This window comes from Lachnospiraceae bacterium JLR.KK008 (assembly GCA_037015955.1).
Classification (GTDB): Bacteria; Bacillota; Clostridia; order Lachnospirales; family Lachnospiraceae; genus VSOB01.
The window spans coordinates 906842-932127 of record CP143548.1; the positions used below are offsets into that span (position 1 = coordinate 906842).

23 protein-coding genes are annotated in these 25286 nt (G+C 49.4%); 18 read left to right on the forward strand and 5 right to left on the reverse strand.

Translation table 11 applies throughout. The features are described from left to right. Window positions 1-3 precede the first annotated feature (3 nt). From V1224_04595 to V1224_04605, 3 genes are read left to right on the forward strand one after another with little or no spacing between them, the layout of a single operon-like run. Window positions 4-831, forward strand: a complete 828-nt coding sequence (locus V1224_04595) for a PTS system mannose/fructose/sorbose family transporter subunit IID (protein WWR16717.1) — start codon at window positions 4-6, stop codon at window positions 829-831. A 24-nt stretch (window positions 832-855) separates the two neighbouring features. Next, window positions 856-1569 (forward strand): N-acetylmannosamine-6-phosphate 2-epimerase, encoded by a 714-nt coding sequence (locus V1224_04600; protein WWR16718.1) that lies wholly within the window; start codon window positions 856-858, stop codon window positions 1567-1569. A gap of 53 nt (window positions 1570-1622) precedes the next feature. Further along, the gene (locus V1224_04605) at window positions 1623-2141 is read left to right on the forward strand and encodes a hypothetical protein (GenBank protein ID WWR16719.1); all 519 of its coding nucleotides are present in this window, start codon (window positions 1623-1625) and stop codon (window positions 2139-2141) included. Between the two features lie 82 nt (window positions 2142-2223). On the opposite strand, the gene V1224_04610 is transcribed toward V1224_04605, so the two are convergent. Beyond that, on the reverse strand, window positions 2224-3009 hold the full coding sequence (locus tag V1224_04610) for a Nif3-like dinuclear metal center hexameric protein (protein WWR16720.1): 786 nt from the start codon (window positions 3007-3009) through the stop codon (window positions 2224-2226). Window positions 3010-3138: 129 nt separating this feature from the next. On the opposite strand from V1224_04610, the gene V1224_04615 reads away from it, so the two are divergent. The 11 genes from V1224_04615 (at window position 3139) to V1224_04665 (ending at window position 18873) form a co-directional block, all read left to right on the forward strand. After that, a complete protein-coding gene (locus V1224_04615; protein WWR16721.1) occupies window positions 3139-3975 on the forward strand; it encodes a MurR/RpiR family transcriptional regulator in 837 nt (278 codons plus the stop codon). Between the two features lie 284 nt (window positions 3976-4259). Beyond that, the gene (locus V1224_04620) at window positions 4260-6137 is read left to right on the forward strand and encodes a methyl-accepting chemotaxis protein (protein WWR16722.1); all 1878 of its coding nucleotides are present in this window, start codon (window positions 4260-4262) and stop codon (window positions 6135-6137) included. A 108-nt stretch (window positions 6138-6245) separates the two neighbouring features. Next, window positions 6246-7745 (forward strand): MATE family efflux transporter, encoded by a 1500-nt coding sequence (locus V1224_04625; protein WWR16723.1) that lies wholly within the window; start codon window positions 6246-6248, stop codon window positions 7743-7745. 87 nt (window positions 7746-7832) lie between these two features. Then, window positions 7833-10631, forward strand: coding sequence for a P-loop NTPase fold protein (locus V1224_04630; GenBank protein WWR16724.1), 2799 nt, complete (start codon window positions 7833-7835; stop codon window positions 10629-10631). 74 nt (window positions 10632-10705) lie between these two features. Continuing rightward, complete coding sequence (locus V1224_04635; GenBank protein ID WWR16725.1) at window positions 10706-13279, forward strand: hypothetical protein; 2574 nt, start codon at window positions 10706-10708, stop codon at window positions 13277-13279. After that, a complete protein-coding gene (locus V1224_04640) occupies window positions 13276-13983 on the forward strand; it encodes a DUF1653 domain-containing protein (GenBank protein ID WWR16726.1) in 708 nt (235 codons plus the stop codon). Before V1224_04635 ends, V1224_04640 begins: the two co-directional genes overlap by 4 nt. A 48-nt stretch (window positions 13984-14031) precedes the next feature. Next, window positions 14032-15135 carry an A/G-specific adenine glycosylase gene (gene mutY / locus V1224_04645; protein WWR16727.1) on the forward strand — a complete coding sequence of 368 codons (1104 nt, stop codon included), beginning with the start codon at window positions 14032-14034 and terminating at the stop codon, window positions 15133-15135. Between the two features lie 46 nt (window positions 15136-15181). Next, window positions 15182-16420 (forward strand): serine hydroxymethyltransferase, encoded by a 1239-nt coding sequence (gene glyA / locus V1224_04650; protein ID WWR16728.1) that lies wholly within the window; start codon window positions 15182-15184, stop codon window positions 16418-16420. A 91-nt stretch (window positions 16421-16511) separates the two neighbouring features. Beyond that, window positions 16512-17366 (forward strand): transporter substrate-binding domain-containing protein, encoded by an 855-nt coding sequence (locus tag V1224_04655; GenBank protein ID WWR16729.1) that lies wholly within the window; start codon window positions 16512-16514, stop codon window positions 17364-17366. Window positions 17367-17486: 120 nt separating this feature from the next. After that, a complete protein-coding gene (locus tag V1224_04660) occupies window positions 17487-18143 on the forward strand; it encodes an amino acid ABC transporter permease (GenBank protein WWR16730.1) in 657 nt (218 codons plus the stop codon). After that, window positions 18133-18873 (forward strand): amino acid ABC transporter ATP-binding protein, encoded by a 741-nt coding sequence (locus V1224_04665; protein ID WWR16731.1) that lies wholly within the window; start codon window positions 18133-18135, stop codon window positions 18871-18873. Before V1224_04660 ends, V1224_04665 begins: the two co-directional genes overlap by 11 nt. Here the strand turns inward: V1224_04665 and V1224_04670 are convergent. Genes V1224_04670 through V1224_04685 form a run of 4 tightly spaced genes read right to left on the reverse strand, consistent with a single transcriptional unit; the run spans window position 18868 to window position 20902 of the window. Continuing rightward, a complete protein-coding gene (locus V1224_04670) occupies window positions 18868-19167 on the reverse strand; it encodes a YciI family protein (GenBank protein ID WWR16732.1) in 300 nt (99 codons plus the stop codon). The genes V1224_04665 and V1224_04670 overlap by 6 nt on opposite strands. Window positions 19168-19211: 44 nt before the next feature. Then, a complete protein-coding gene (locus tag V1224_04675) occupies window positions 19212-19826 on the reverse strand; it encodes a flavin reductase (GenBank protein WWR16733.1) in 615 nt (204 codons plus the stop codon). A 28-nt stretch (window positions 19827-19854) separates the two neighbouring features. Beyond that, window positions 19855-20598 (reverse strand): 3-oxoacyl-ACP reductase family protein, encoded by a 744-nt coding sequence (locus V1224_04680; protein ID WWR16734.1) that lies wholly within the window; start codon window positions 20596-20598, stop codon window positions 19855-19857. Between the two features lie 55 nt (window positions 20599-20653). After that, window positions 20654-20902, reverse strand: coding sequence for a hypothetical protein (locus V1224_04685; protein ID WWR16735.1), 249 nt, complete (start codon window positions 20900-20902; stop codon window positions 20654-20656). Between the two features lie 157 nt (window positions 20903-21059). Here V1224_04685 and V1224_04690 point away from each other — a divergent pair, with 157 nt between their 5' ends. Genes V1224_04690 through V1224_04705 form a run of 4 tightly spaced genes read left to right on the forward strand, consistent with a single transcriptional unit; the run spans window position 21060 to window position 25284 of the window. Then, a complete protein-coding gene (locus V1224_04690; GenBank protein WWR16736.1) occupies window positions 21060-21503 on the forward strand; it encodes an ACT domain-containing protein in 444 nt (147 codons plus the stop codon). A 6-nt stretch (window positions 21504-21509) separates the two neighbouring features. Next, the gene (locus tag V1224_04695; protein ID WWR16737.1) at window positions 21510-22730 is read left to right on the forward strand and encodes a homoserine dehydrogenase; all 1221 of its coding nucleotides are present in this window, start codon (window positions 21510-21512) and stop codon (window positions 22728-22730) included. Further along, the gene (locus tag V1224_04700) at window positions 22727-23932 is read left to right on the forward strand and encodes a cofactor-independent phosphoglycerate mutase (GenBank protein ID WWR16738.1); all 1206 of its coding nucleotides are present in this window, start codon (window positions 22727-22729) and stop codon (window positions 23930-23932) included. The genes V1224_04695 and V1224_04700 overlap by 4 nt, the downstream gene beginning before the upstream one ends. Before the next feature lie 32 nt (window positions 23933-23964). Further along, window positions 23965-25284, forward strand: coding sequence for an aspartate kinase (locus tag V1224_04705; protein WWR16739.1), 1320 nt, complete (start codon window positions 23965-23967; stop codon window positions 25282-25284). Window positions 25285-25286: the final 2 nt, after the last annotated feature.

Sequence of the window (25286 nt, forward strand, 5' to 3'; positions counted from 1 at the left end):
AAGATGAGCGAAGAAAAGAGAACTTTAAGTAAGAAAGCGATACGCAAATCTTATTGGAACTGGATGTTCTGGAACTTGTCCGTTCAGAACTTCGAGCGTATGGAAGGTCCGGCAATCGTAAAGATGCTTGCCGATGTGAGAGAAGAGCTGTATCCGGGTGATGTAGAGGCGCAGAAAGAGATGCTGGAGCGCCATTCTATCTTCTTTAATACGGAGCCTTTCCTTGGCAGTATCGTTCCTGGTATTGTACTTGGTATGGAGCATGAGATGGCACAGGGCGGAGACGTGCAGCCTGAGTTTATCAACTCCATCAAAACTGCTCTGATGGGACCGTTTGCAGGTATCGGTGATTCCCTGCTTCCCGGCACACTGTGCCCGATCCTTTTGAGTATTGCCCTTGGTCTGTGCGGTAACGGCGAGATTATCGGGCCTCTGTTCTACATTATTGTGTTCCTTGGCGTTATGTTCCCGCTGACATGGTTCTTATTCTCCTATGGTGTTAAAACCGGTGCCAATGCAGCCGAGATGGTGCTGGCGGGCGGTATCAAGGATAAGGTGACAAAAGCAGCCGAGACGGTAGGTTTGATTGTCGTCGGTGCGGTCACAGCTTCCTATACCCATGTAAATATTGGACTCGTGTATACGAGCGGTGATTTGTCCGTTGATATTGGAGCGATTCTCAATTCCCTGCTTCCGGGACTTTCCGTACTGATCGTATCCATGATTGCATATGTATTGATGGTAAAGAAAAAATGGTCAGTCAACAAAATGATGCTGCTCTTCCTCATTATTGCTATTGTAGGCTATGTGACAACGGTTCTGACGGTTTAAAACCGGCCGGGAGGAGGAAAACGTATGCACAAAACAGTAGAAAAGTTATTACACGGACTGGTGATCTCCTGCCAGGCTTATGAAGATACCCCTTTGTACGGGCCGAAGTATATGGCAGCGATGGCGCTGTGTGCACAGATGGGCGGAGCCAATGGGCTTCGCGCCTGCTGGGCGCAGGACATCCGTGCAGTGAAAGAGGCTTGTGATCTGCCGATCATTGGTATTAACAAGAAATTCGGAGACGGCAATCCACTGGATGAGATATTCATTACACCGACATTTGAATCTGCGAAAGAGATCATTGAGGCGGGTTGCGACATTGTGGCGCTGGATTGTACGATCCGTGACTGCCGACCATTTGCGGAATTGGATAATCTGTTGCACCAGATCAAAGACGCTTATCCTGACATTGCGATCATGGCTGATCTGGCAACGCTGGAAGAGGCTGTTAAGGCTGCGGAGACAGGTTGTGTGGACATTATCTCCACCACCCTTGCCGGGTATACGAGAAATTCTCTTGACGGCGCTACGGACGGACCGAATGTAGGATTGATCAGAGAGATCAAAAAACAGGTTTCTCTGCCGGTCAATGCAGAAGGCCGCATTTGGGAACTGCATGATCTTGAGGAAGTGCTGGAGGCGGGAGCCGATATGGTTTCCATCGGCAGTGCGGTTACAAGGCCTCATCTGATCACGGAACGTTTTGCGAACTGCAATAAGAAATACCATAACAGATAGGAGTTTGGGGCTGTCTTATGACAGCCCTTTCTTAAAAAGGTGAAAAGTCAGAGATGGACAGAACATTTCATGTAACATTACAGGAAGAAGAATATGTTGAGTATTTGAGCTGTCAGATCAGCTACTCAAAGATGATGCGGGGATACCGCTGGTTTCTGTTGACAAGCGTTCCGGCGCTGCTTGTGACAGGGGTGCTGATTCTGAAGATCAAATCATGGCTGTTTGTATCAAGTATCATTGCCCTTGCCGTAGTGTGGGTACTGTACGGCGCTTCGGCAGTATGGAGAAGATACATCAGAGGAAAGATCAGAAAAAAATTTCTGCCGAGGATGAATGTCAAAGAATTTAAAGAAGTCACCTATCATTTTGGCGAGCGGGAAATCGAATATTCTGACAAAAATAAAAAAACAAAGATCGCTTATTCTGATATTGTGACAATGCTGCCATTAAAAAGTCAGTTTGCTTTCTGCTATCCCGGCGGGACGATCCTGCTCCCTTATCGCGTTTTTAAGGAAGAAGAGGATATGAAACAGTTTATAAAAGAATATGAGGAATTCAGAAAGAAAGGCTGAGATAACAGGGAGCTGATACAGACGATTGCACCAGCTCCTTTTTAATAAATAGAAAACGATTTTTTATGAATAAGACTGTCTCTTATACACAGATATGTGTGACAGTATACCCTTCTTCCAGATAAGAGACGGACAGCTCCGGAAAACGGTTCTGTAAATACTGTTCCATACTTTTGATTCCCGCAATCTCACAGCAGGAGTGGTTGACGACAATCAGAGGGAGATCATTATCAATCGCATACTGGGCCTGATAAAAATTGGAGATTCCGTCATCAGCCACAATACATACGTCGCAGTGCTGTTTGTCGAGCATTTTGAAAATATCGGTGGCGGCGCCGGTCCCCATGCCGATGGCAGATACTTTTTTATCGACATCTCCAAAGACATAGACACCGTTCTCTCCGTCCTGTTTCAGACAGTCGGCAACATGGGCAGCAAGCTCTCTGACGGTTGTCTCCGGAATCGTCGCGTGCTGGATATAGGAGGAAGTTACCCGGGTGAAATCAAAGCCGAGACGTTTCGCCCACATATCGGCCACGCCAACTTCGGGGATCATGTCCCACAGGTCATGACAGCGATAGACAGTAATATCGTGTGCGTTCAGACGTGCAAGTTTTCGCTTAACACTTTCGTGTGCGAGCTTCTTGGGGCCGGTCGTCATATGGTAAAAGGGATTTTCATGACTGATAATAAAGTGGATGCCCTTTTCGATTGCCTGATCAATGACCTTGTTTGTTGCTACCCAGCATACGCCGATACGGTCAGCATCCATGTCCTCACTGCCGCAGAGGATAATGTCACGTGTTTCATTGTAATTGACCCACGGCGCATCTGCTGTTAATTGTTCTATTAAATTTTTTATTTTCATTTTGATTCCTTTCCGAATCGGAGCGCTAATCTTATTTTAACAGATTTTCAGAGAAAATACAGTATTTATATATCTTTTACTATCGCTATAATATATAATGCAAAAATATAACATATAAAGGGGTGGCGGATGAATACAACAGATATTATTGACAGCAATTACACGAAATTAACCAAAACGGAAAAAAAAATAGCGAATTTCATTCTCCAGGACCAAAGGCATACACTGATCAATATGACATTGCTGGAGCTGTCAAAGCAGCTCAGACTTGGGGAAGCGAGTATTATCAGGTTCTGCCGGAAAATGGGTTTCAGAGGGTTTCAGGATCTGAAACTGAGCATGGCGATTGAGAGCGCTCAGGATGAGGAAAAGGATAAAACAGGAAGAGCGGGAGAGGCGGACAACAGTATCGGTTCGGAGAAAATGATCCGCGTCATCCAAAATACGGATGCCTGTGTCAATCGTGAACATTTAAAACAGGCTGTGGCATTGATGGGAGTGAACGAACAGGTCTACTTTTATGGGGCCGGCAGCAGCGGGATCGCGGCGGAAATTGCGGAGACACGTTTTATCCGTATGGGCAGAAGGAGCAAGTCAGTCAGAGATTCCCATATTCAGACAATCCAGGCTGCGATTATGTCTCCGGAAGATGTGGTTGTGGCGATCTCTGTCTCAGGAACCACGCATGACCTTTACAATGCGCTGATGCTCGCCAGAGACAGCGGCAGCAAGATTATTGCCATTACCAATCATGAAAATTCACCGATCGCCGAAATAGCGGACTGCGTGCTTTTGACGAGTGCACCGGAGAATCCGATTACAGGGGGGACGTTCGAATCGATCGTATCGCAGCTTTATGTGCTGGATATGCTGTTTTCCTGCTATTCTGCAAATAATCGGGAGACAGTCAGCAGTTACAGGGAGAAAGTGGCAATTTCCATTAACCGAAAACTGGAGACGAAATAAACAGGCAGACGTTGACAGGAAAGGCCGCCGTAAGAAGATTTATCAGAGGCGGCAGTCTTTCCTGTCAGCGGTTATGTACAGACCGTATAAAATGTAATTTTTAGTATGACGAAACCAGGTGCCATGAATATGACAAAAGTCATTGACGGTTTGGATGTCTTGTTATATGATAGAGACAGGGGAGAAAACATTGCCGATATTGATCGGTATGTTTATTTTTTTTACCTTTTTTTAGGCATTACACGACAAAACCTATAAAACACAAAAGGAAGGAAACCCATCCAATGAAAAAAATGTTTACCAGGCGCCTGTTTCTCTATATGCTGGCGGGACTCGTCATCACAATCAGCGTTATCTTTGCATTGCAGACAGTAATCAACCAAAAAGAAAATACTGCATCCAGTGGGGACAAACTGGCGATGGTGAAAGAAAGGATGCGCATTAACGAGGAAAATATCGAAAATCTTACGGTAAATCTCGGTGAAAACAACCTTGCCAAGACGAGGGCCTTTGCGGATATGCTTGTCATGGATGATACGATTGCAGGCGATATGGCAAAACTCAATGAAATCAAAGACCGTCTGATGGTCAATGAGTTACATATTATTGATGAGAATGGGATCATTACGAGCAGTACGATAGAAGCGTACATAGGATTTGATATGAAGAGCGGTGAGCAGTCCAATGCTTTTATGGTCATCGTGGATGACCCTTCTATCGAGATCGTACAGGAGCCGCAGGTTAATGTTGCGGAAGGAACAGTCATGCAGTATATTGGCGTGGCAAGAAAGGATGCAAGAGGGCTTGTACAGGTGGGTGTACAACCGGAAGTTCTGGAAAATATGCTGGCTGGTACGGAAATATCCAGAGTCCTGCAGGATATAGATTTTGGGAAAAAAGGATATGTGTATGCGATTAATATAGAAAACGGAGAGATCGCGGCGCATCAGAACAAGGAGCTGATCGGTACGTCCGCTGTCTCTGCAGGATTTCCCGCTGAACTTACCGGAAGCGGAAAGGCCGTTATCGATGGCATCAGGGGTTATTATGTGGCGGAGCGGCACAATAGCTGGGTCATCGGTACTTTTATGCCTGCGAACGAATATTATGATGCCCGTGGCAGCCAGATGTTGGTAGTATCGCTGAGCATGTTGGTCATATTTGGTGTGTTACTCATTGTAATCAATCAGACTGTGGATGGTAAGATCGTTCAGGGAATCAATCGTATTGTTAATTCCATGAAAGAGATTGCCGGTGGAAAATTTGACGTTGTCGTCAATGAGCAGGGCAATCCGGAGTTCGTGCAGCTTTCAGAAAGCATCAATAAGATGGTTGGCAGTATCTGCCGGAATATGCGGGAAAATGAAAGGCTGTTGGAACAGCAGAAAGATGATGTGGCGAATAACCATAATCTGATCCAAAATGTGAAAAATGCCTGTATTGACCTGAATGAAGTGTCGGGAGAGACTTTGCGGAATGCGGACAGCATCCATGACGGGACCGGGGAGCAGGAAAAAGCGGTTGCAGATTTGAAGCAGATCATGAATCAACTGACCCAGGAGCTGAACCACAGCGCCAGTGCTTCTGAAAGTGCTTTGGCGGCGACAGACGGGATCGCAGAAAAAATGGCGCAGACGCAGTCTAAGATAGAATTGCTCAAAGGCTCCATGAAGAGAACGAGTGAAATGTCGATCGCAATCGAAAAGATTATTGATGAGATTGATTCCATTGCCCAGCAGACGAATATGCTTTCTCTGAATGCCTCCATTGAGGCTGCCAGAGCCGGTGAGATGGGAAAAGGGTTTGCCGTTGTGGCGACACAGGTCGGGGAGCTTGCGGAGAGGAGTGCGCGGGTGGCAAAAGAGACGAATGAGCTGATTACCAATTCCATACAGGCTGTGGAAGAGGGAAGAGAGATTACTGATCAGACGGTGAACGCATTTGATATTGTTGCGGAAAACATTGAGAAGGCCAACCATGATATAGAACAGATTACAAGCATGGTAAAACAGAATGTTGAAAGCGTTTTCAAAGCGGTTCAGAAACTGGAGAGAATATCCGGCGTCGTGGAGGAAAATGTAAAGATTTCTCATGACTCAAAGCAAGTGTCGATGCAGATGGCGGATATTACAGGAAAACTGCTGGTATTAATAGAATCATGATAGCTGTGTGAACGGAGAGGCCCCGTGACTGTGTGACAGTCATGGGGCTTCTCCGTTGTTTTTCCCAGGAGAGAGCAAAAGTCATTGACCGTCCGTTGACGCTGTACTATGATGAGAATGCAGGAGAAAATCAGGACTGCAGATCAGGCGAAGAGGGGGATATTGATGGAGATGGAGAATGAAACAGAATATTCTGATGTAAAATTTTCCCATAAAAAGAATGGTCAGATGGATATGGTGACAGGCAGTCTCTGGGATAAGATTTTATTGTTTGCCTTGCCGATTGTCGTCACGAATGTATTGCAGCAGTTGTTTAATACGGCGGATATTGCCGTCGTCGGACGGCTTGTCGGCAACGACGCGCTGGCGGCGGTGGGCTGCACAGGTCCGATCGTCACACTGTTTATCACACTGTTTTCCGGTCTGGCGATCGGAGCCAACGCCGTTATCGCCAGACATATCGGCGCAGGAGACCGGAAAAAGACTAAAGAGGCGGTACATACATCCATAGCCATCGCCGTCCTTGCAGGGCTGGTTATTATGGCGGTGGGTGAGAGCATCACCAGACCTTTACTGGAAGTCGTGAGTACGCCGGATAATGTGATGGATCTGGCAGTCACTTATCTGCGCATCTATTTTTCCGGCAGTCTCTTTCTGATGCTCTATAATTTTGAGGCTGCGATCCTGCGCGCGGGCGGCGATACGAGAACGCCCGTATTTGTATTGATGGCCACGGGAGTGATCAATATCGGACTGAATCTGTTTTTTGTATTGGCCTGTGGTATGAGTGTGGAAGGTGTGGCGCTCGCCACGCTGATTTCCAATATTATGAGTGCGCTCATTCTTTTCATGATTCTGATGAGGGAGGAGGGCGTGCTCAAAGTCAGGCTGCGGTCGGTGCGCATATACGGAAAAGATGCAAAGGCGATTTTGATGATCGGCGTTCCGGCGGCGATACAGGGAATGCTGTTCAATGCGGCCAATATTGTCATTCAGTCCGGAGTCAACAGTCTCGGCTCCGATGTGGTGGCGGGAGCGACCGTCGGCCTCAACGTGGAGACGTTTGGTTACTATATCGTGGCTGGCTTTGGTCAGACGAGTATTACGTTTAACAGTCAGAACCTGGGGGCAGGCAAGTTAAGGCGCTGCGCCGAGTCCACGAGGTGGTGTCTGGGACTTGGGTTTCTCGTCACGGCGCTGGCCTCTGTATTGATGGTCGTCTTCCGGGAGGCGCTGGCGGGACTTTTCACGACGGATCAGACATTGATCGAGATCGCCTCTGTGCGCATTATGCTGATCGCGGGCTTTGAAGTGGTCAATATGGTCATCGAGGTGATGTCAGGCACCCTCCGGGGGTTGGGATATTCGGCTTTGCCGGCGCTATTAAGTGTCTTTTTCGTGTGCGGAGTGCGTATTTTCTGGCTCTTTTATATCTTTCCGCTTAATCGGACATTTGGCTGGCTGTTCACGGTCTATCCTGTGAGCTGGGGACTTGCGGCTGCCAGCATGACGGCTGCATATCTGATTGTAAAAAAGAGATTGTATACACTGGCGGCGAAGCGACTGCAGGCAGGGGGAAACAGTGTGCAGGCTGATTATAATATGTGAACGGCAGATGAAATTCTGAATGAATTCTGAATGGAGCTACAGTTTTGCAATCGGTGGCAGAACCTGTAAGAGAAAGGACGACGACAAATGATAAAGTTAAAACTTTCGGACGCGCAAAAATTTAAGATACATATCGAAGAGAAAATCAAACGGGACAGCCTGTTTTTTCACGAATATAAGACTGCCGCCGGTCATCTGAATCAGATCTGGCAGATGCAGAAGGAGGCGGAACAGGACAGAAAGCAGGAGTTTGCCGCGGAAACGCCGAACAATATCATTGCCTTTTGCGGCGAGCGGGGAAGCGGGAAGAGCAGCGTCATGCTCTCCTTTGTGAACGCGGTCATAAACTGCGGAAAGGAGGAAAATGTCCTTTCTTTTGACAAGGCAGTCAGGGAGAACGGCTGGAGCCATGCGGCAGTGACGATCGACCCTTCCATGTTTGATGAAGTGCACAATATTGTGGACATTGTATTGGCGCACATTTATCAGAGTTTTGCCGATGCCTATGAGGCGGACAATCAGAGACTTGATACGTATGAGCGGGAGAAGATGATTGGCCTGCTGGCGAAAACGTACAAGAGCCTGTCGATTATTAAAAAGAAAGAAAAAATGCTGGATGACGAGTATGACATCGCCGGCAATGTGTCCAAGCTGCAAAAGCTCGGTCAGAGCACGCGGCTGAAACAGGATCTGAGGGAACTGATCGATCATTATTTAATGCTGCTTCCGGGACTCGTCAGCAGTAAGAAAGACGCAGCGGACTGGAAAAGCAAAAAGCTGCTGATTGCGATCGATGACCTTGATCTGTGCAATGAACATGCCTATGAGATGGCGGAGCAGGTGCGCAAGTATCTGATCCTGCCGAATGTGGTCGTTCTGATGGCCATCAGGATCGAGCAGTTACAGATGGGCGTGGAGGAAAAGAACCGGGAAGATTTTAAACAGGTAATTGCAGGAAGGAACAACGACCCTTCGATCGCACGGGAGATGAAGGACATGGCCGAGCGGTATGTGACAAAACTCATTCCCATGGCGCGGAGAATCTATCTGCCGGAACTTCGCAGCGATCAGGTCAGCCTTGTGCCGGAGAGCAGGGAGGATCAGCAGGGAAAAGACGATGTGGTGCGGACAACGGAAGAGAGCAAAAAGGCAGATAACGAAGAATCGCTCGAACAGACGATCCTGCGTCTGATCCGGGAAAAGACAGGGATGTACTTTGTGACGCCCGAAGAGGGGCCTTCCTATTTTGTGTCTGCCAATCTGCGGGAATTTGTGAACCTGGCTTCCCTGCTGATGGCGATGCCGACACCAACGCCGACGCCGGATGATGATCAGACAAGACTGGATAATATTGATACATTCCAATCTTATTTTACAGAGGGAATGCTGAAGAAAAATATTAGTTGGGAGCGGCTGGAGTGGTTTCTGGAAATTATGAAAAATGCCGACAGTGTGAGAAACTATAACATCGGTATGTATCTGAACGGCTTGCTGGACAGTGCAAAGCAGGAATACGATCTGTATCAAAATTCCCTCTGTGAGTTTCCGAATATGAGTCTTTCCTTTGTGGCGGAGCGGCTGGCATCAGTCTCACGTTTTCGGACCAGACGGGAAGACTGGCGGCTGTTTTATTATATCAGAGTCTATTATACGATCTTGCTCAATGCAAGACTGTGTGCGAACGGCAAGATCCCGTTCTCCATTACTGGCGGTTTCCTGTGGGGGAATCGGCTGGGCGGATTACTGCCTGCGGTCACGATCAGGCAGAACCAGCATATGATGAACCGGGAGCGGTTTTTTATTCCTGCGCTGCGGGGCTGGAATGAGACCGCCTCTGTGCTCCATGACAGCGAGAATTCGTTATCTGTGCCGGAAAAAGATGCTTCTCAAGCTTATGTTTCAAAAATAGAGGACGAACACTGGCTGGCGGAGACGGTATGCTGGCTGCTTCTGGCGCTGGTTTCCGCGCATAATGGCAAAACGAATTTTAGGAAAAACTATATGAACCGGGCGCCCATTGTCTATAACAATTATGCGGTGCCGTCAGTGGAAATCGAAATCAGTCTTGAGAACTATATCGTCAATCTGTGTGATCCGGAAGATCTGTACCGGATTGCCAATCTGGAACTGCTGGGAATCACCCGGGAGAGAATACAGCCGGTTCTGGAGGCAATGAAAGCGCACAATGCGCCAGTCATTCGGCAGGCGAAGATCGTGGCGGCCAATATGGACCTGGCGGACAGACTGCTTCAGTACTGTCAGATTCACAATGATTATAAAGAAAGGACACAGTCAAAAGAGGACAGGACCTACCGCCTGTATGGTTTATTTTTCAAAAATGTAAGGAATTATTTAAAGATGCAGGGAGCCGGAGAGGCGGACTGGACGCAGCTCTGGATTCCGACCGGGATCAAAGAGGATGGACAGATCGAAGGAGTGTCTATCGATATGAATAGACTGTTTACGAAACTATGTGCGGCTGCTGCGGCGATCCTGCGAGAAAACTCAGGAGAAGGAAGTGACAGTGAGAACGCGAAAGAAGGATATATCAGCTATGAGGAAGGCCAGCGGAAAAAGCAGGAGTTTGCACAGCAGGTGCAGACGGTCGCGCAGGTGGATTATGCCAGGGGACTTCGAACAATCTCCGGTGCTCTGCAAAATAAAACGGCGGATCACGCGAGGTTTATGCTGGAAACTATCGGCAACAGCATTCAGAAGTATACATTCAGAGAGAAGAAGCTTCCCGCAGGCTTTGACCCTGTGCCTCTGATCCAATTATATGAGGAAGTGGTCGATCTGTGTGTGACAGACCCCAAAAAGGAGATCACAGAGATACAGCACAATACATACAGAGCCATTGCCAGAATCAAAGATGTAATCGGATAGACCAAACGACATTTTATGCCGCACGGATGTTATGACCGGATCAATGATGAGATCGCAGCGAACAGGACAGAACGATGGATATTGAACGTGGAAATCTGGAGATCTTGCTGAAAGAGATTCCTTATGACGAAATACAATTAAGTGAAAGACCGGGAGGGCGGCGTCATGACTATGCACATGTGGACCGGACGCTCTATCTGGAATACGCCAGACGTATTTTTCCTGCCTGCTCGGAAGATGAGAGGAGCAGTCACTATGAGTTGCTTGTGGAGAGTATGCGGGACGATAGAGGAGGCGTGCAGAGCCTGTTTGCACTGATCGTGAAGATCGCGTCCAGACTGCTCTGTCTGCAGGGGAATGCCGTCAAATGCCGTCTGAATGAAATGCTGCGCTGGCGGGAGATCTCCTTCCAGCTCGGGCAGGAAGTCTTTACCTGTGCGCTGCTGGCAGCCGAGGACATACGCAGAGGAATGAGGACCAGATTCTTCGCCTGGGAACCGATCATCGGCAGTAACGATATGCGGCTCGATCATATTCTGAAGCGGGGACTGGCGGAAAATCATTTTCACCTGAACGGATCGACGAAGATATTTGAGCTCAACTGGAGCTGCCTGATGAATCAGATCGAAGACCGTGGCCGGGCGTTTGCCAGATTTGAAACAATATTACAGCATGACTATGTGGAGCGGTCAGAGAGACAGAGATTCTATGGACGTTGTCAGGAGGCGGCGCTCTACCGCCTGTATTTGTTCAGTGTTTTGCACAGGGATCACTATCTGCTGGAAAATGTGGGCAACCTGTTATTAAAGGTAGAAAAGCGGAATGTCTTTATCTGGGAATGCCTGTCCGGGTTACAGGAGATGATCGGCCTGGCAGGAATGCTGTACGGCGCGGTCAATGAACGCGGCGCGGTGCTCGACTATGCGCTGGAGAAGGATTCGTACGACAGCAACAATAATTCGTGCCGTCTGCTGGCCGGTGAGCGGAGGTTCCTTTATGCGTGTTACCGGAGCGCGCTGGGAACAGGGGCCGAGGCCTTTTCTGCGTACGATAAAAATATATTTTACCGCTATCTTGTCCTGCGGACGTATTTCAGAAGCGAGATGATTCAGGTCAACCGCATGGTCGGTTTCGCTAATTTCAGCGAATATGAACTGCGCAAGGAATACTTTGTGGAAGGAAAAAAGGAATATGAAAGCGAGCTTGTCCGTCTGGCGGTCAATGCCTCGTTTCAGAATCAGAATATCGTCTCTCTGGAAGCAAGACTTTGTCCGGCGATGGACGCCGGCGGATTGGCGAGGAAGATCAATGAAAAGATCAGAGCGACGGCGGAAGATGACATTGAGCAAAAGCTGTTTTTTGTTCTGCACTTTCCGAAACAGAGGGAAGAGACTTATCGGCCCGGAGAGCCGCGTAATGCCGCCGTGCGCAGCAGGACAGCGAGGCAGACAGACGCTATTGTGGCGCTTTTGGAAAAAGAAGGCGGATTGGGCGAATCTGTCAGGGGCATTGATGCCTGCGCCAATGAGATCGGCTGTCGGCCGGAAGTATTTGCCCGGTATTTCCGTTATCTGCTTGACTATCATCCACCGGTAAGGAGAGAGCGGGCACACAGTCTGATGGCCACGTACCATGCGGGCGAAGATTTTCTTGACATCGTGGACGGACTGCGGGCGATTGATGAGGCGGTGCTTTTCTGCGGGCTGTCTCGGGGCTGCCGGCTCGGTCATGCACTTGCGCTCGGTATCAGTGCCGCTGATTATTATCAGTTCAAGGGGAACCGGGTCGTGATGCCGAAGCAGGATCTGCTGGATGATATTGCGTGGCTGCTCGTGAAACAGGAGCAATACGGCTGTCCGCTGGACGGGGCGTTAAAGAGTATATTAGAGACAATGTTTTATGAACTGTTTCATGAGATCTACGGCGGGAGAGTTAAGGGGACCGGGACGATGTTCCGTTATCCGGATTATTACAACAGCTGGATGCTGCGGGGCGACGAACCGTCCGCCTACCTGGCGGATCGTGACAGTTTTCTGCGGAGACTGGCGGTCGTTCCGCTGCATAAGCCGGACCGCTATCGGTTTAACAAAGCGGCGGCGGATTCGATACGTAGAGTTGATCAGTACAGAGAGTTGTATGTGCTCTATCATTATGACAGGCGGGTGAGAGAGAGGGGCGCGCAGACGATATTATTTAAAGTACCGTGCGGTTATGCGGAACTGGTGAGGAATATCCAGGATAAGATGATCCGGGAGCTGGTGGACAGGGGGATTGGCATTGAGACGAACCCGTCTTCCAACTATCTGATCGGGACAATCCGGAAATATGAGGAACATCCGATCATCCGTTTTAACGGCAGAAAATTAAAAGACACAGAGACAAACATGTCTCTGCAGGTTTCGATCAATACGGACGATCAGGGTGTATTTGACACTTCGCTGGAAAATGAATATGCGCTGATGACGATCGCCCTGAAAAAAGCCAAAGACGGGAATGGCAGGTATTTATATGATATGGAGGATATTTATGCGTGGATCGACTATGTGCGGCGAATGGGCATCACACAGTCGTTTCGGATGCAGGAGGACGGGAAAGCACAGACATCTTGGACAGAGGTTAACTGGAAAGAGAGAGATTGGAAAATATGAGAAAATGGAACAATAAAAAAAGTGATAAAGTTAATAAGACCGGAGACGAAGCGATGACAGTCATGCCGGGGACAGGCGAGATCTACCGGCATTTTAAGGGGAATCTGTACAGGATCGTGACACTGGCCACACATTCGGAGACGGGAGAAAAGATGGTTGTTTATCAGGCACTCTATGGTGACTGTGAGATTTATGTGCGGGAGCTGTCCATGTTTATGAGCAAAGTGGACAAAAAGAAATATCCGGATGCGGAGCAGGAGCAGCGGTTCGCCCTGATGCCGCAGATCATCGGACAGGGGGCGGTGAGCGGAGAGAGCAGGCCGATGCAGAGCCATGCGCAAAGTCAGCCGGATATACCGATACCGCCAGCGCGGCCGGAGAGCGGACAGGTTCAGCCACAGTCTGTCGTTCGCCCACAGCCCACAGTGACAAAGAAGGAGGCTGCTGCCCGGCCTGCGGATCAGATACAGGAAGATGAGGCCCCGCTGGACCCGTTTTTATTACAGTTTTTAGATGCGGATACGTATGGGGAAAAGCTGAATCTGCTGGCAGCGCTCCATGGACGGATCACAGATGATATGATCAATACGATGGCTGTCTCTCTTGATCTGGAAGTGAATGACGGAGAGATTGAGGAGCGGTATGAGGCGCTGAAGACCTGTCTGCTGACACTGGAAAAGTATGAATGTAACAGGCTCAGATAAGATATGTAATGTGATTTCGGACTGTGCGCATATTCTGGAGGTGAATAGATGATAACGACAGAGCTGGAAGCCCTTGTGGAGCCGCTGCTTGGCTGGTATGACAAGTCGCATCGCGTCCTGCCGTGGCGGGAGGAGCCGACACCGTACCGGGTATGGATTTCGGAGATCATGTTGCAGCAGACGAGAGTGGAGGCAGTCAGACCTTATTTTGCCCGCTTTCTGGCTGCTCTGCCCGATATTCGGCATCTGGCGCAGGCGCCGGAGGATGAATTGCTCAAGCTGTGGGAGGGCCTTGGCTATTACAACCGGGTCCGCAATCTGAAAAAGGCGGCGGTTGAGATCATGGAAACGTATGACGGCCAGATGCCGGGAGACTATGAACAACTGCTGAAGCTGCCGGGGATTGGCAGTTACACGGCGGGCGCAATCGCGTCTATCGCTTTCGGCCAGGCTGTGCCGGCGGTCGATGGCAACGTGCTGCGGGTCATTACAAGAGCGACGGCGGACGACGGGGACATCGGCAGCCAGAAGGTGCGCCGCGGGATTGAGGAGCGTCTGCGCGCCGTGATGCCTCGGCAGCGTGCAGGGGATATGAATCAGGCGTTGATGGAGCTGGGGGCTGTTGTCTGTATTCCGAACGGAGCGCCCAAATGCGGGGACTGTCCCTGGAAGACGCTTTGCCAGGCAAGGGCGCTGGGAAAGATCAGCGAATATCCGAAGAAGCCTTCCAAAAAGCCGAGAGTCATTGAGGAAAAGACGATACTGATCATTCAGGATGAGAATCGGACGGCTCTGAGGAAGAGACCATCGAAAGGACTTTTGGCGGGGATGTATGAGTTTCCTTCGCTCCCGGGGCACAGAGAGGAAGAAGAAGTTCTTTCTTATTTAAAGGAGCTGGGTTTGAAAGCGGTCTATATCAGACGGCTGGAGGAGGCAAAACATATTTTCACCCACAGAGAATGGCATATGATCGGCTATGTCATTCGGGTGGACGAGCTGGAGAGGGGAGCTTTTGATTCAGAAGAGCCTTTTCTGTTTGCAGAGAGAGATGAGACAGAAGAAAAGTATCCGATTCCCTCAGCGTTTGTCCGTTATGCGCAATACTTAAAAATCAGGCTTGGCAATGATAAATATATTTACAGCAAAGAGTAAGCTGTGATATACTCACAGGTAAAAACAGCTTAGAGGAGGAATCGCAATGTATTCATTGGACGAAGTGAGAAATACGGACCCGGAGATCGCACAGGCGATCGTGGACGAGCAGGAGAGACAGAACAGTCATATTGAGCTGATCGCCTCGGAAAACTGGGTAAGCAAGGCAGTGATGGCGGCTATGGGAAGCCCTCTGACGAATAAATATGCGGAAGGGTATCCGGGGAAACGTTATTATGGCGGCTGTCAGTGTGTTGACGTTGTGGAAAATCTGGCCATCGACAGGGCGAAAGAGCTGTTTGGCTGTGATTATGCCAATGTGCAGCCACACTCCGGTGCACAGGCGAATCTGGCTGTGCAGTTTGCAATCTGCGAACCGGGTGATACGATCATGGGAATGAACCTGGATCACGGCGGACATCTGACACACGGAAGCCCGGTCAACATTTCCGGCAAGTATTTTAAGATTGTCCCTTACGGCGTCAATGACGATGGATTCATTGATTATGATAAACTGCGGGAAATCGCGCTGGAAGCAAAACCGAAAATGATCATTGCCGGCGCGTCCGCATATGCGAGAACGATCGACTTTAAAAAATTCAGGGAAGTGGCGGACGAAGTCGGAGCTGTGCTGATGGTGGATATGGCGCATATTGCCGGGCTGGTGGCGGCAGGCCTTCATCCGAGTCCGATTCCCTATGCCGATGTGGTGACGACGACGACACATAAGACACTGCGTGGACCGAGAGGCGGCCTGATTCTGGCGAATGAGGCGGCTGCAAAAAAATACAATTTTAACAAAGCAATCTTCCCGGGCATTCAGGGCGGGCCGCTCATGCACGTGATCGCGGCAAAAGCAGTATGCTTCAAAGAGGCGCTGTCCGATGAATTTAAGACTTATCAGAAAGGAATTGTCGACAATGCGCAGGCGCTTTGCCAGGGACTTCTGGACCGTGGGATCAAGATCGTGTCCGGCGGCACGGACAATCATCTGATGCTTGTAGATCTGTCCGGATTCGGCCTGACGGGCAAGGCAGTGGAAAAGCTGCTCGACGAGGCGCATATCACATGTAATAAAAACACGATCCCCAATGATCCGCAGTCACCTTTTGTGACGAGCGGTATTCGCCTGGGTACACCTGCCGTGACATCGAGAGGGATGAACACGGAAGATATGGACAGAATCGCGGAAGCGATCGCGCTTGTTGTCAAGGACGGCGAGGAAAAGATCCCGCAGGCGAAAGCGATCGTTGAGGAATTGACGAAAAAATATCCTCTGATCTAACGCGCGACTTGACAAGGACAAGCCTTTTATGGTATTGTTTGTGTCGGGATAATTGTATACAATTATCCAAAACAGATAAGGAGGATAAATTATGAAAAAGAAATTTTTATCGGTAATTCTTGCAGCTGCAATGGTTTTTGCCGTGACAGCATGCGGAAGTAAAGAAGAGGCTCCGGCAGCGGAGGCAGGAACAGAGGAAGCGGCAGAGGCTCCGGCAGCGGAAGCAGGCGCAGAGGAAGCAGCGGAAGGAGAAGCGGAAGCGGCTGGCGGAGAGGGAAAAACCTATATCATCGCTACAGATACCGTGTTTGCACCATTTGAGTTTACGGATGCGAGCAACAGTTTCGTGGGAATTGATGTGGATCTGCTGGCAGCGATTGCAGAAGATCAGGGTTTCTCCTATGAGCTGCAGTCTCTTGGTTTTGACGCTGCTCTGCTTGCAGTAGAGTCCGGACAGGCGGACGGTGTGATTGCCGGTATGTCTATTACAGAGGAAAGAAAAGAGAAGTTTGATTTCTCTGACTCTTACTATGACGCAGGCGTGACAATGGCAGTTGCCAAAGGTTCGGAAGTAGCTTCTTTTGATGATTTAAACGGTAAGAAAGTTGCTGTCAAGACAGGAACGAACGGTTCGGCTTTTGCGAAGTCGATCGCAGAAGAATACGGTTTTGAGATCGTGGAATTTGCAGATTCACCGACAATGTATCAGGACGTGATCACAGGCAATACGGTTGCATGTTTTGAAGATTATCCGGTTATGGCTTACAATATCCAGCAGGGCGCCGGAATGGAGATGCCGGGTGATGTCAACGAGTCTCAGACACCTTACGGTTTTGCCGTTAAGAAAGGCGAGAATGCAGAGCTTCTGGAAATGTTCCAGGCAGGTCTGAAAAATATCAAAGAAAACGGCAAATATGATGAAATTATTGGTACGTATACAAAATAAACGATCACTTCTGTGATTAAATGGATGACGCATGTGGGCGAAAAATGCACGGAATCGGACGCCGCACGGGGCGGCGTTCACATGCGTCATCACTTAACTGCAGAAAAGGAGGGGGCTTTCATGTCATTTTTGGAATTAATCAGGGAAAACGGGGTATATCTGTTGGCAGCCATGGGCAAGACGCTGGAGCTTACCTTTTTATCACTTGTGTTTGCTTCGCTCATCGGTCTGTTTTTCGGTCTGCTGAATGTATCAAAGAAAAAGATACTGCATGTGATCGCCAATGTATATATTGACTGCATCAGAGGGGTGCCGTTGATCGTGTTGGCGTTTTTTGTGTACTTTGGTGTGCCGATGGCGATCAATGTGCGGCTCAGTGCATTGACGGCAGGCATTATTTCGCTCAGTATGAACGCGGGCGCTTATATGGCGGAGATTGTGCGTGCAGGTATCCAGTCGATCGATAAAGGGCAGATGGAGGCGGCGAGAAGTCTCGGTCTTCCCTATGGGAAGGCGATGAGCAAGGTAGTGCTTCCCCAGGCCATCAGAACGATGATTCCCTCTATTATCAATCAGTTTATTATGACTTTGAAGGATACGTCGATCCTCTCTGTGATCGGTTTCCCGGAACTAGTGAAGGCAGGCCAGATTGTGATCGCGCGGAACTTTGAGACATTTCGTATGTGGGCCATCATTGCAGTCATGTATCTGATCGTTATCACCACACTCTCGAAGGTTGCAAGGGCATTGGAAAGGAAGATCTCCTATGGGAAATAACAATAGCAAAATCAGTGTAAAGGGACTCAGAAAAAGTTTTGGTCATCTGGAAGTGCTGAAAGGGATGGATATAGAAATCAAGGAGGGTGAGGTCGTCTGTCTGATCGGTCCTTCGGGTTCGGGCAAGAGCACCTTTCTGCGCTGCATGAACGCACTGGAGAAGATCACTGCCGGTTCGGTGATCATAGACGGCTATGATCTGACCGATAAGAAGATCAATATCAACAAGGCGAGAGAAAACATTGGCATGGTTTTCCAGCATTTTAATCTGTTTGCCAATCTCAATGTAATTGATAATATTATGCTGGCGCCGGTGGAATTAAAGAAGATGACGAAGGAAGAGGCGAGAACGAAAGGCATGGAGCTGCTTGCGATGGTCGGTCTTGCGGAGAAGGCAGAAGTATACCCGAGTAAGCTCTCGGGCGGGCAGAAACAGCGGGTAGCCATTGCCAGAGCGCTGGCGATGAATCCGGACATCATGTTGTTTGACGAGCCGACGAGTGCGCTTGATCCCGAGATGGTCGGTGAAGTTTTGGAAGTTATGAAAAATCTTGCCAGAGAGGGTATGACGATGGTCGTGGTGACACATGAGATGGGTTTTGCCAGAGAAGTTGCCAGCCGTGTCATTTTTATGGACGAGGGTGTGATCGTGGAGGAGGGGACTCCGCAGGAAGTGCTGCTGCATCCCACACAGCCCCGAACGATCGACTTCCTCAACAAAGTGTTATAGTAAATAGTTATTCTCTTTGTCGGCCACTTGCAGAGCCGCGAGCGTAAATGTCGCATAACCTTCAGCGACAAGCGGCTCCTGCCGACAAAGGGCTTCGGCTTCCTCATAGCTTTGCGTTTTGAAAATAACCATGCCGGCAACGCCCGGACAATGTTTGAGCGGACCACAGAGTTCCAGTTTTCCGTCTGCATCTAAATTTCTCAGATTTTCAACATGTCTCTCGATCACAGCTTTTGTCACTTTGTTATAAGTCTTCCCCTTTTTGATTGTCATTACATATAACCATTTTTCCATGTGTTCCTCCGATTTTATCACACGTTTCCTGAAACCTTGTTGCCTTATCCGACTACTTTCTCGAAATCAGATGCAGGATGTTTGCAGAGCGGACAGATAAAGTCTGCCGGAAGCTCTTCACCTTCGTATGTGTAGCCGCATACTTTACAGCGCCATACGGTCTTTCCGGTGGCATTCTGTGCCGGTTTCGGCTTGATTGAGGACTGATAATAGGCATAGGTTGCCGAAGCCGTTTCTGAGAGCACCTCCATATCGGTGACAGAGGCGATGAACAGCGTGTGGCTGCCAAGATCAATGGCCTGTTCCACGGAGGCGCTGATATAACCGTTTGTTCCGGCGGTAATATAGCAGAGACCGTTCTCGCTTCTGCGGCAGCTTTCATAGCCGGCAAATTTATCGGTGTCGCGGCCGGACTGGAAACCGAAATGCCGGAACGTTTCAAAGCTGGCATCCTCGCTGAGAATGGAAAGATTGAACTTACCGCTTTTTTGGATCAGACTTTCCGTGAAATTCGATTTATTTACGGCAATACTGATCCGGTTTGGTTCGGAAGTTACCTGGCTACCGGTATTGATAATGCAGCCATTGTCTTTCCCTTCGTATGCGGAAGTGAGGACAAACAGGCCGTATGTCAGTTTGTACATGGTACTTTTATCCATTAAAAATCCTCCTTTTTTCGTTCACTGCTTAAACCATCGCTGCGCCGTCTACGTGCAGAATTTCGCCGGTGACGTAAGATGCCAGATCGCTTGCCAGATACAGAAAGGCGTTGGCGATGTCCACAGGTTCGCCCGGCCGCCCGAGTGGGATACCGGCAGAGATCCTGTCAATCATTTCCTGTGGCAGGGCGGCTACCATATCGGTTCTGGTCACCCCGGGTGCGACTGCGTTGACACGGATATGATTCGGCGCAAGTTCCCTGGCCAGAGACTTTGTCAGACCGTTCACGGCAAATTTGGTGGCAGGATAACCGCAGCCGGAAGGCTGGCCGTAGGTGCCCACCATGGAGCTCGTATTGATGATTACGCCGCCGCCCTGATCTCTCATCAGTCTTGCGGCAGCCTGGGAACAGACAAATACTGCCTTCAGATTGAGATCCAGTATCTGGGAAAATTCCTCCAACGTGTAGTCATAGAGACTCGTGCGGGAGGAGATTCCAGCGTTATTTGCGAGAATGTCAAGACTGCCAAAGTGTTCCTTCACTGAGGCGAAAGCCGCGCCCACAGCCTCAGGCTCACAGAGGTCAGGCCAGAGCCCGAGTACTCGTCCCTGCCGCTTATACTCTGTCAGCTCAGTCAGCGCCTTTTCCACCGACTCCTGTCTGGAGCCCGTAAAGGCTACGTTGGCACCGTTTTCCAGATACTTTTTTACAATCGCGAGTCCGATTCCCCGCGTGCCGCCTGTGACAACGGCTGTCTTATTTTTCAGCATACCGGTTCCTTTCTTTACTTTGAGATTCGGTTGACGCCTTGCCTTCATTTTAGACTTACGCATCCATAAATGCTTTCATGGCGTTGACTCTGGAAGCCATCTTTTTTAATCCAGGCAGTTCACGCTTCATGTAATCTTCCAGTTGGACAAGCTCTGCCTGGGAGAATCCGCTGCCTGTCGTAATAACACAATCGGGTATTTTCCCCTCGGCGTTTCTTGTCCCATCGGAAAAAGAGACAAAGGCATATTTTTTTCCGTCTTTTTGAAATATCTGTGATACCGACATCGTTAAGGCATCATTCATGTTTGTATCCTGCCTTTTTTTGGATTTGAAAACATATTATTTATAGTATACACCATATCCCAAAAAATTTCACTTGTCTTCCCCGATTTTCTATGATAAAATATCTTTCGTTGACAAACAACTGTCCATGTATAACGGACAGTAAAGGAGATACGAAATGAAGGACGAAGGCAAATATTTTGTACTGAAGCAGAAAGCGGTTCCCGAAGTCCTGCTCAAAGTGGTGGAGGCAAAGAGACTGCTGGACTGCGAGAAGGCGATGACGGTGCAGGAGGCAGCGGAAGCGGTGGGTATCAGCAGGAGTTCCTTTTATAAATATAAAGAGGATATTTTTCCGTTTCATGACAGCTCACAGGGGCGGACAGTCACGTTTACGCTGCAGATGGATGATGAACCGGGGCTGCTGTCCGATGTGTTGAAGATCGTGGCACAGTTTCAGGCCAATATTCTGACAATTCATCAGAGCATTCCGATCAACGGTGTAGCATCTCTGAGTATCAGCGTACAGGTATTGCCGACGACACAGGACGTATCAAAGATGATTGAAAAGATGGAGACCCAGAAAGGTGTCCACTATGTAAAAATACTTGCTAAGGAGTAGAAGACAATGGTTTATGCGGCGATTTTAGGGTATGGTACGGTAGGCAGCGGTGTAGCGGCCGTGCTGGAGCACAACAGAGAGATGATCACCAACAAGGCGGGGGAGGAGATTTCCGTCAAATATATTCTCGATCTGCGGGAATTTCCGGGAGACCCCAATGAAGACAAAGTGGTGCATGACTTTGAAGTGATACTGGCGGATGAGCAGGTGTCTGTGATCTGTGAGACGATGGGCGGTACGGAGCCGGCCTATACATTTTCCAAAAAGGCTTTGCTGGCAGGAAAAAGTGTGTGTACTTCAAATAAAGAACTGGTGGCGAATCATGGACCGGAGCTGCTGCGTCTGGCGAGAGAGAACAACTGCAATTACCTGTTCGAGGCAAGTGTGGGTGGTGGGATTCCGATCATCCGGCCGATGAACTATTCCCTGACGGCGGAGAAGATCGACGGTATTACCGGTATCTTGAATGGGACGACCAATTATATTCTGACGAAGATGGAGCAGGAAGGGGCTGACTTTGCCAGTGTCTTAAAAGAAGCGCAGGAAAAAGGATATGCAGAGAAGAATCCGGAGGCTGATGTGGAAGGGTATGATGCCTGCCGCAAGATTGCCATCCTTTCTTCCCTGATGCTCGGCAGGACTGTCAACTATGAAGATATTTATACGGAAGGAATTACCAAGATTACAGCGGAAGATTTCCGGTATGCAAAAGCGATGGATAAAACGATCAAGCTGCTTGCGATCAGCAGGATGACAAAAGAGGGCTGTTTCGTGATGACGGCGCCCTTTATGATCCCGGCGGCGCATCCGCTTCACGGGGTGAACGATGTATACAATGCGGTATTTCTTCACAGTAATATGTTGGGCAATTCCATGTATTATGGCAGAGGCGCCGGCAAGCTGCCGACAGCCAGCGCCGTCGTGTCGGACGTGGTGGACTGTGCCAGACATCAGGGCAAGACGGTAATGTGCCTGTGGGATGAGGAAGCGGTGAAGCTCGGGGATTACGGAGACTTTGTGCGGAGATTTTTTGTGCGGGCGGACCGGAAACAGCTTGCTGAAGCGCAGGCGCAGTCTCTGTTCGGGCCGCTGCAGATCGTTACGCTGGAAGGGCAGACAGAGGAGTACGGCTTTGTGACGGAGCCGATGCGGGAAGCGGATTTTGAGGCAGCCAGAGAAAAGGCACAAGGGATTCTCGGGAGAATCCGTCTGGAGGATGAGAAATGAAATATGTGATCGTATTGGGAGACGGCATGGCAGATCAGCCAATCGCAGAGCTGGACGGCAAGACGCCGCTCGCGTATGCTGCCACGGAGAATCTGGACAGACTGAGCAGACAATCGGAGATTGGTATGGTACATACAATTCCCGACGGCATGAAGCCCGGTTCGGACACGGCGAATCTGTCCGTGATCGGCTATGACCCGAAAGTCTATTATTCCGGCCGTTCACCGCTGGAGGCGCTGAGTATCGGTGTGCCGATGAAAGAGACTGACATTGCCATCCGCTGTAATATTGTGACGATCTCCGAGGAGGAAGGGATTCCCTTTGAGGAGCGGACGATCATCGACCACAGCTCCGACGAGATCAGTACGGAGGACTGCGCGGTCCTTCTGGAAGCCGTAAAAAAGGAATTGCAGAGTGACACTTATAAATTTTATCTCGGTACAAGTTACCGGCACTGCCTGATCTGGGATCGTGGGGAAGTGACGGAGCTGACACCGCCCCATGACATACTGGAACGGGTGATCGGTCCTTATCTTCCTGCCGACAGGGCGCTCTGTGAGATGATGAAGAAAAGTTTTGAGATTCTGGTGTCTCATCCGCTGAATGCGGAGCGGAGAAAGAAGGGACTGCGTCCGGCCAACTGTTGCTGGTTCTGGGGCGCGGGGACGAAACCGCTTCTCTCCGATTTCGAACAGGAACATCACAAAAAAGGAGCGATGATCTCAGCGGTCGATCTGCTCAAAGGAATTGCCGTAGGCGCCGGTATGGATAATATCGAAGTAAAGGGAGCGAACGGCGGACTGCATACCAATTATGAGGGCAAGGCAGAGGCGGCTGTGAAAGCGCTGACAGAGGATGGTTATGATTTTGTCTATATTCATGTGGAAGCGCCGGACGAAATGGGGCATCAGGGAAGTGCGGAGAGAAAGGTACAGGCCATTGAAAATATTGACACTCGTGTCATACGTGTATTGACAGAGGGGCTGGAGGCTGCAGGTGAAGATTACCGACTGCTCGTTCTTCCTGATCATCCGACGCCGGTCAGTTTGAGGACTCATACGTCCGATGATGTGCCCTATCTTCTGTATGACAGTACCTGCCCACAGGAAAACGACTGTGTCTATCAGGAAGATGCGGCGGCCGCTACAGGCATCCGTATCGCGAAGGGACATGAGCTGATCCGCAGACTGTTCCAGGAGTAAAACAGAGAGAGTTATGAGGAGAATACGGTATTATGGAAAAAGTAGTGAAATTCGGCGGCAGTTCGCTTGCCAGTGCCAGGCAGTTTAAAAAAGTGGCTGAAATCATCCGTGCGGATGAAGAGAGAAGGTATGTCATACCGTCCGCACCGGGGAAACGGCATCTGCATGACACAAAAGTAACGGATATGCTGTATGAGTGTTATGATCTGGCGGAGCAGGACAAAAATTTTGAGAAGCAGCTCAAGCAGATTCGTCTGCGCTACGAGGAGATCATTACCGGGCTGGATATGGTGTTGTCTCTCGATAAAGAGTTTGCAGAGATCTCCGCACAGTTTAAAGACAAAGCAGGGAGAGATTATGCCGCTTCCCGGGGCGAATATCTGAACGGTATTATTATGGCGCAGTATCTGGGATTTCCGTTTATCGACGCTGCGGAAGTGATCCGGTTTGATGAAGATGGCCTCTTTTTGAGTGATGAGACGGATAAATTGCTCAGAGAACGGCTGGCCTCGCTGGATGCAGCCGTGATTCCAGGCTTCTACGGAGCGAAAAAGGATGGCACGGTAAAGACATTTTCCAGAGGCGGCTCGGACGTGACGGGTTCTATCGTGGCGAAAGCCGTTCATGCCGATGTGTATGAGAACTGGACGGACGTATCAGGGTTTCTCGTCGCCGATCCCCGCATTATCGACAGACCGGAAGGGATCGAGACGATCACCTACAGGGAACTGCGCGAGCTCTCCTATATGGGAGCCACTGTACTTCATGAGGATGCGATCTTCCCCGTGCGCAAGGAAGGGATTCCCATCAATATCCGCAACACCAATTCGCCGGAAGACAAAGGGACATGGATTGTGGAGAGTACCTGTCAGAAATCAAAATATACAATTACGGGAATTGCCGGGAAACGGGGATTTTGTTCGATCAATATTGAGAAAGATATGATGAATTCGGAAGTCGGATTCGGCAGAAAGGTGCTTCAGGTGTTTGAGGAAAACGGTATTTCCTTTGAACATATGCCTTCCGGTATTGATACTTTGACAGTCTTCGTCCATCAGGATGAGTTTATCGATAAGGAGCAGAAAGTAGTGGCGGGGCTGCACCGCCTGACTCGTCCGGATTCCATCGATATTGAATCGGATCTGGCGCTGGTTGCAGTCGTGGGCCGGGGAATGCGCGCGACGAGAGGGACCGCGGGAAGAATATTCTCTGCGCTGGCTCATGCCAATGTCAATGTAAAGATGATCGATCAGGGTTCCAGTGAGTTAAATATTATTATCGGTGTCAGTGACAGTGATTTTGAGGCGGCGATCAAGGCTATTTATGACATATTTGTCATTTCCCAGTTGTGATG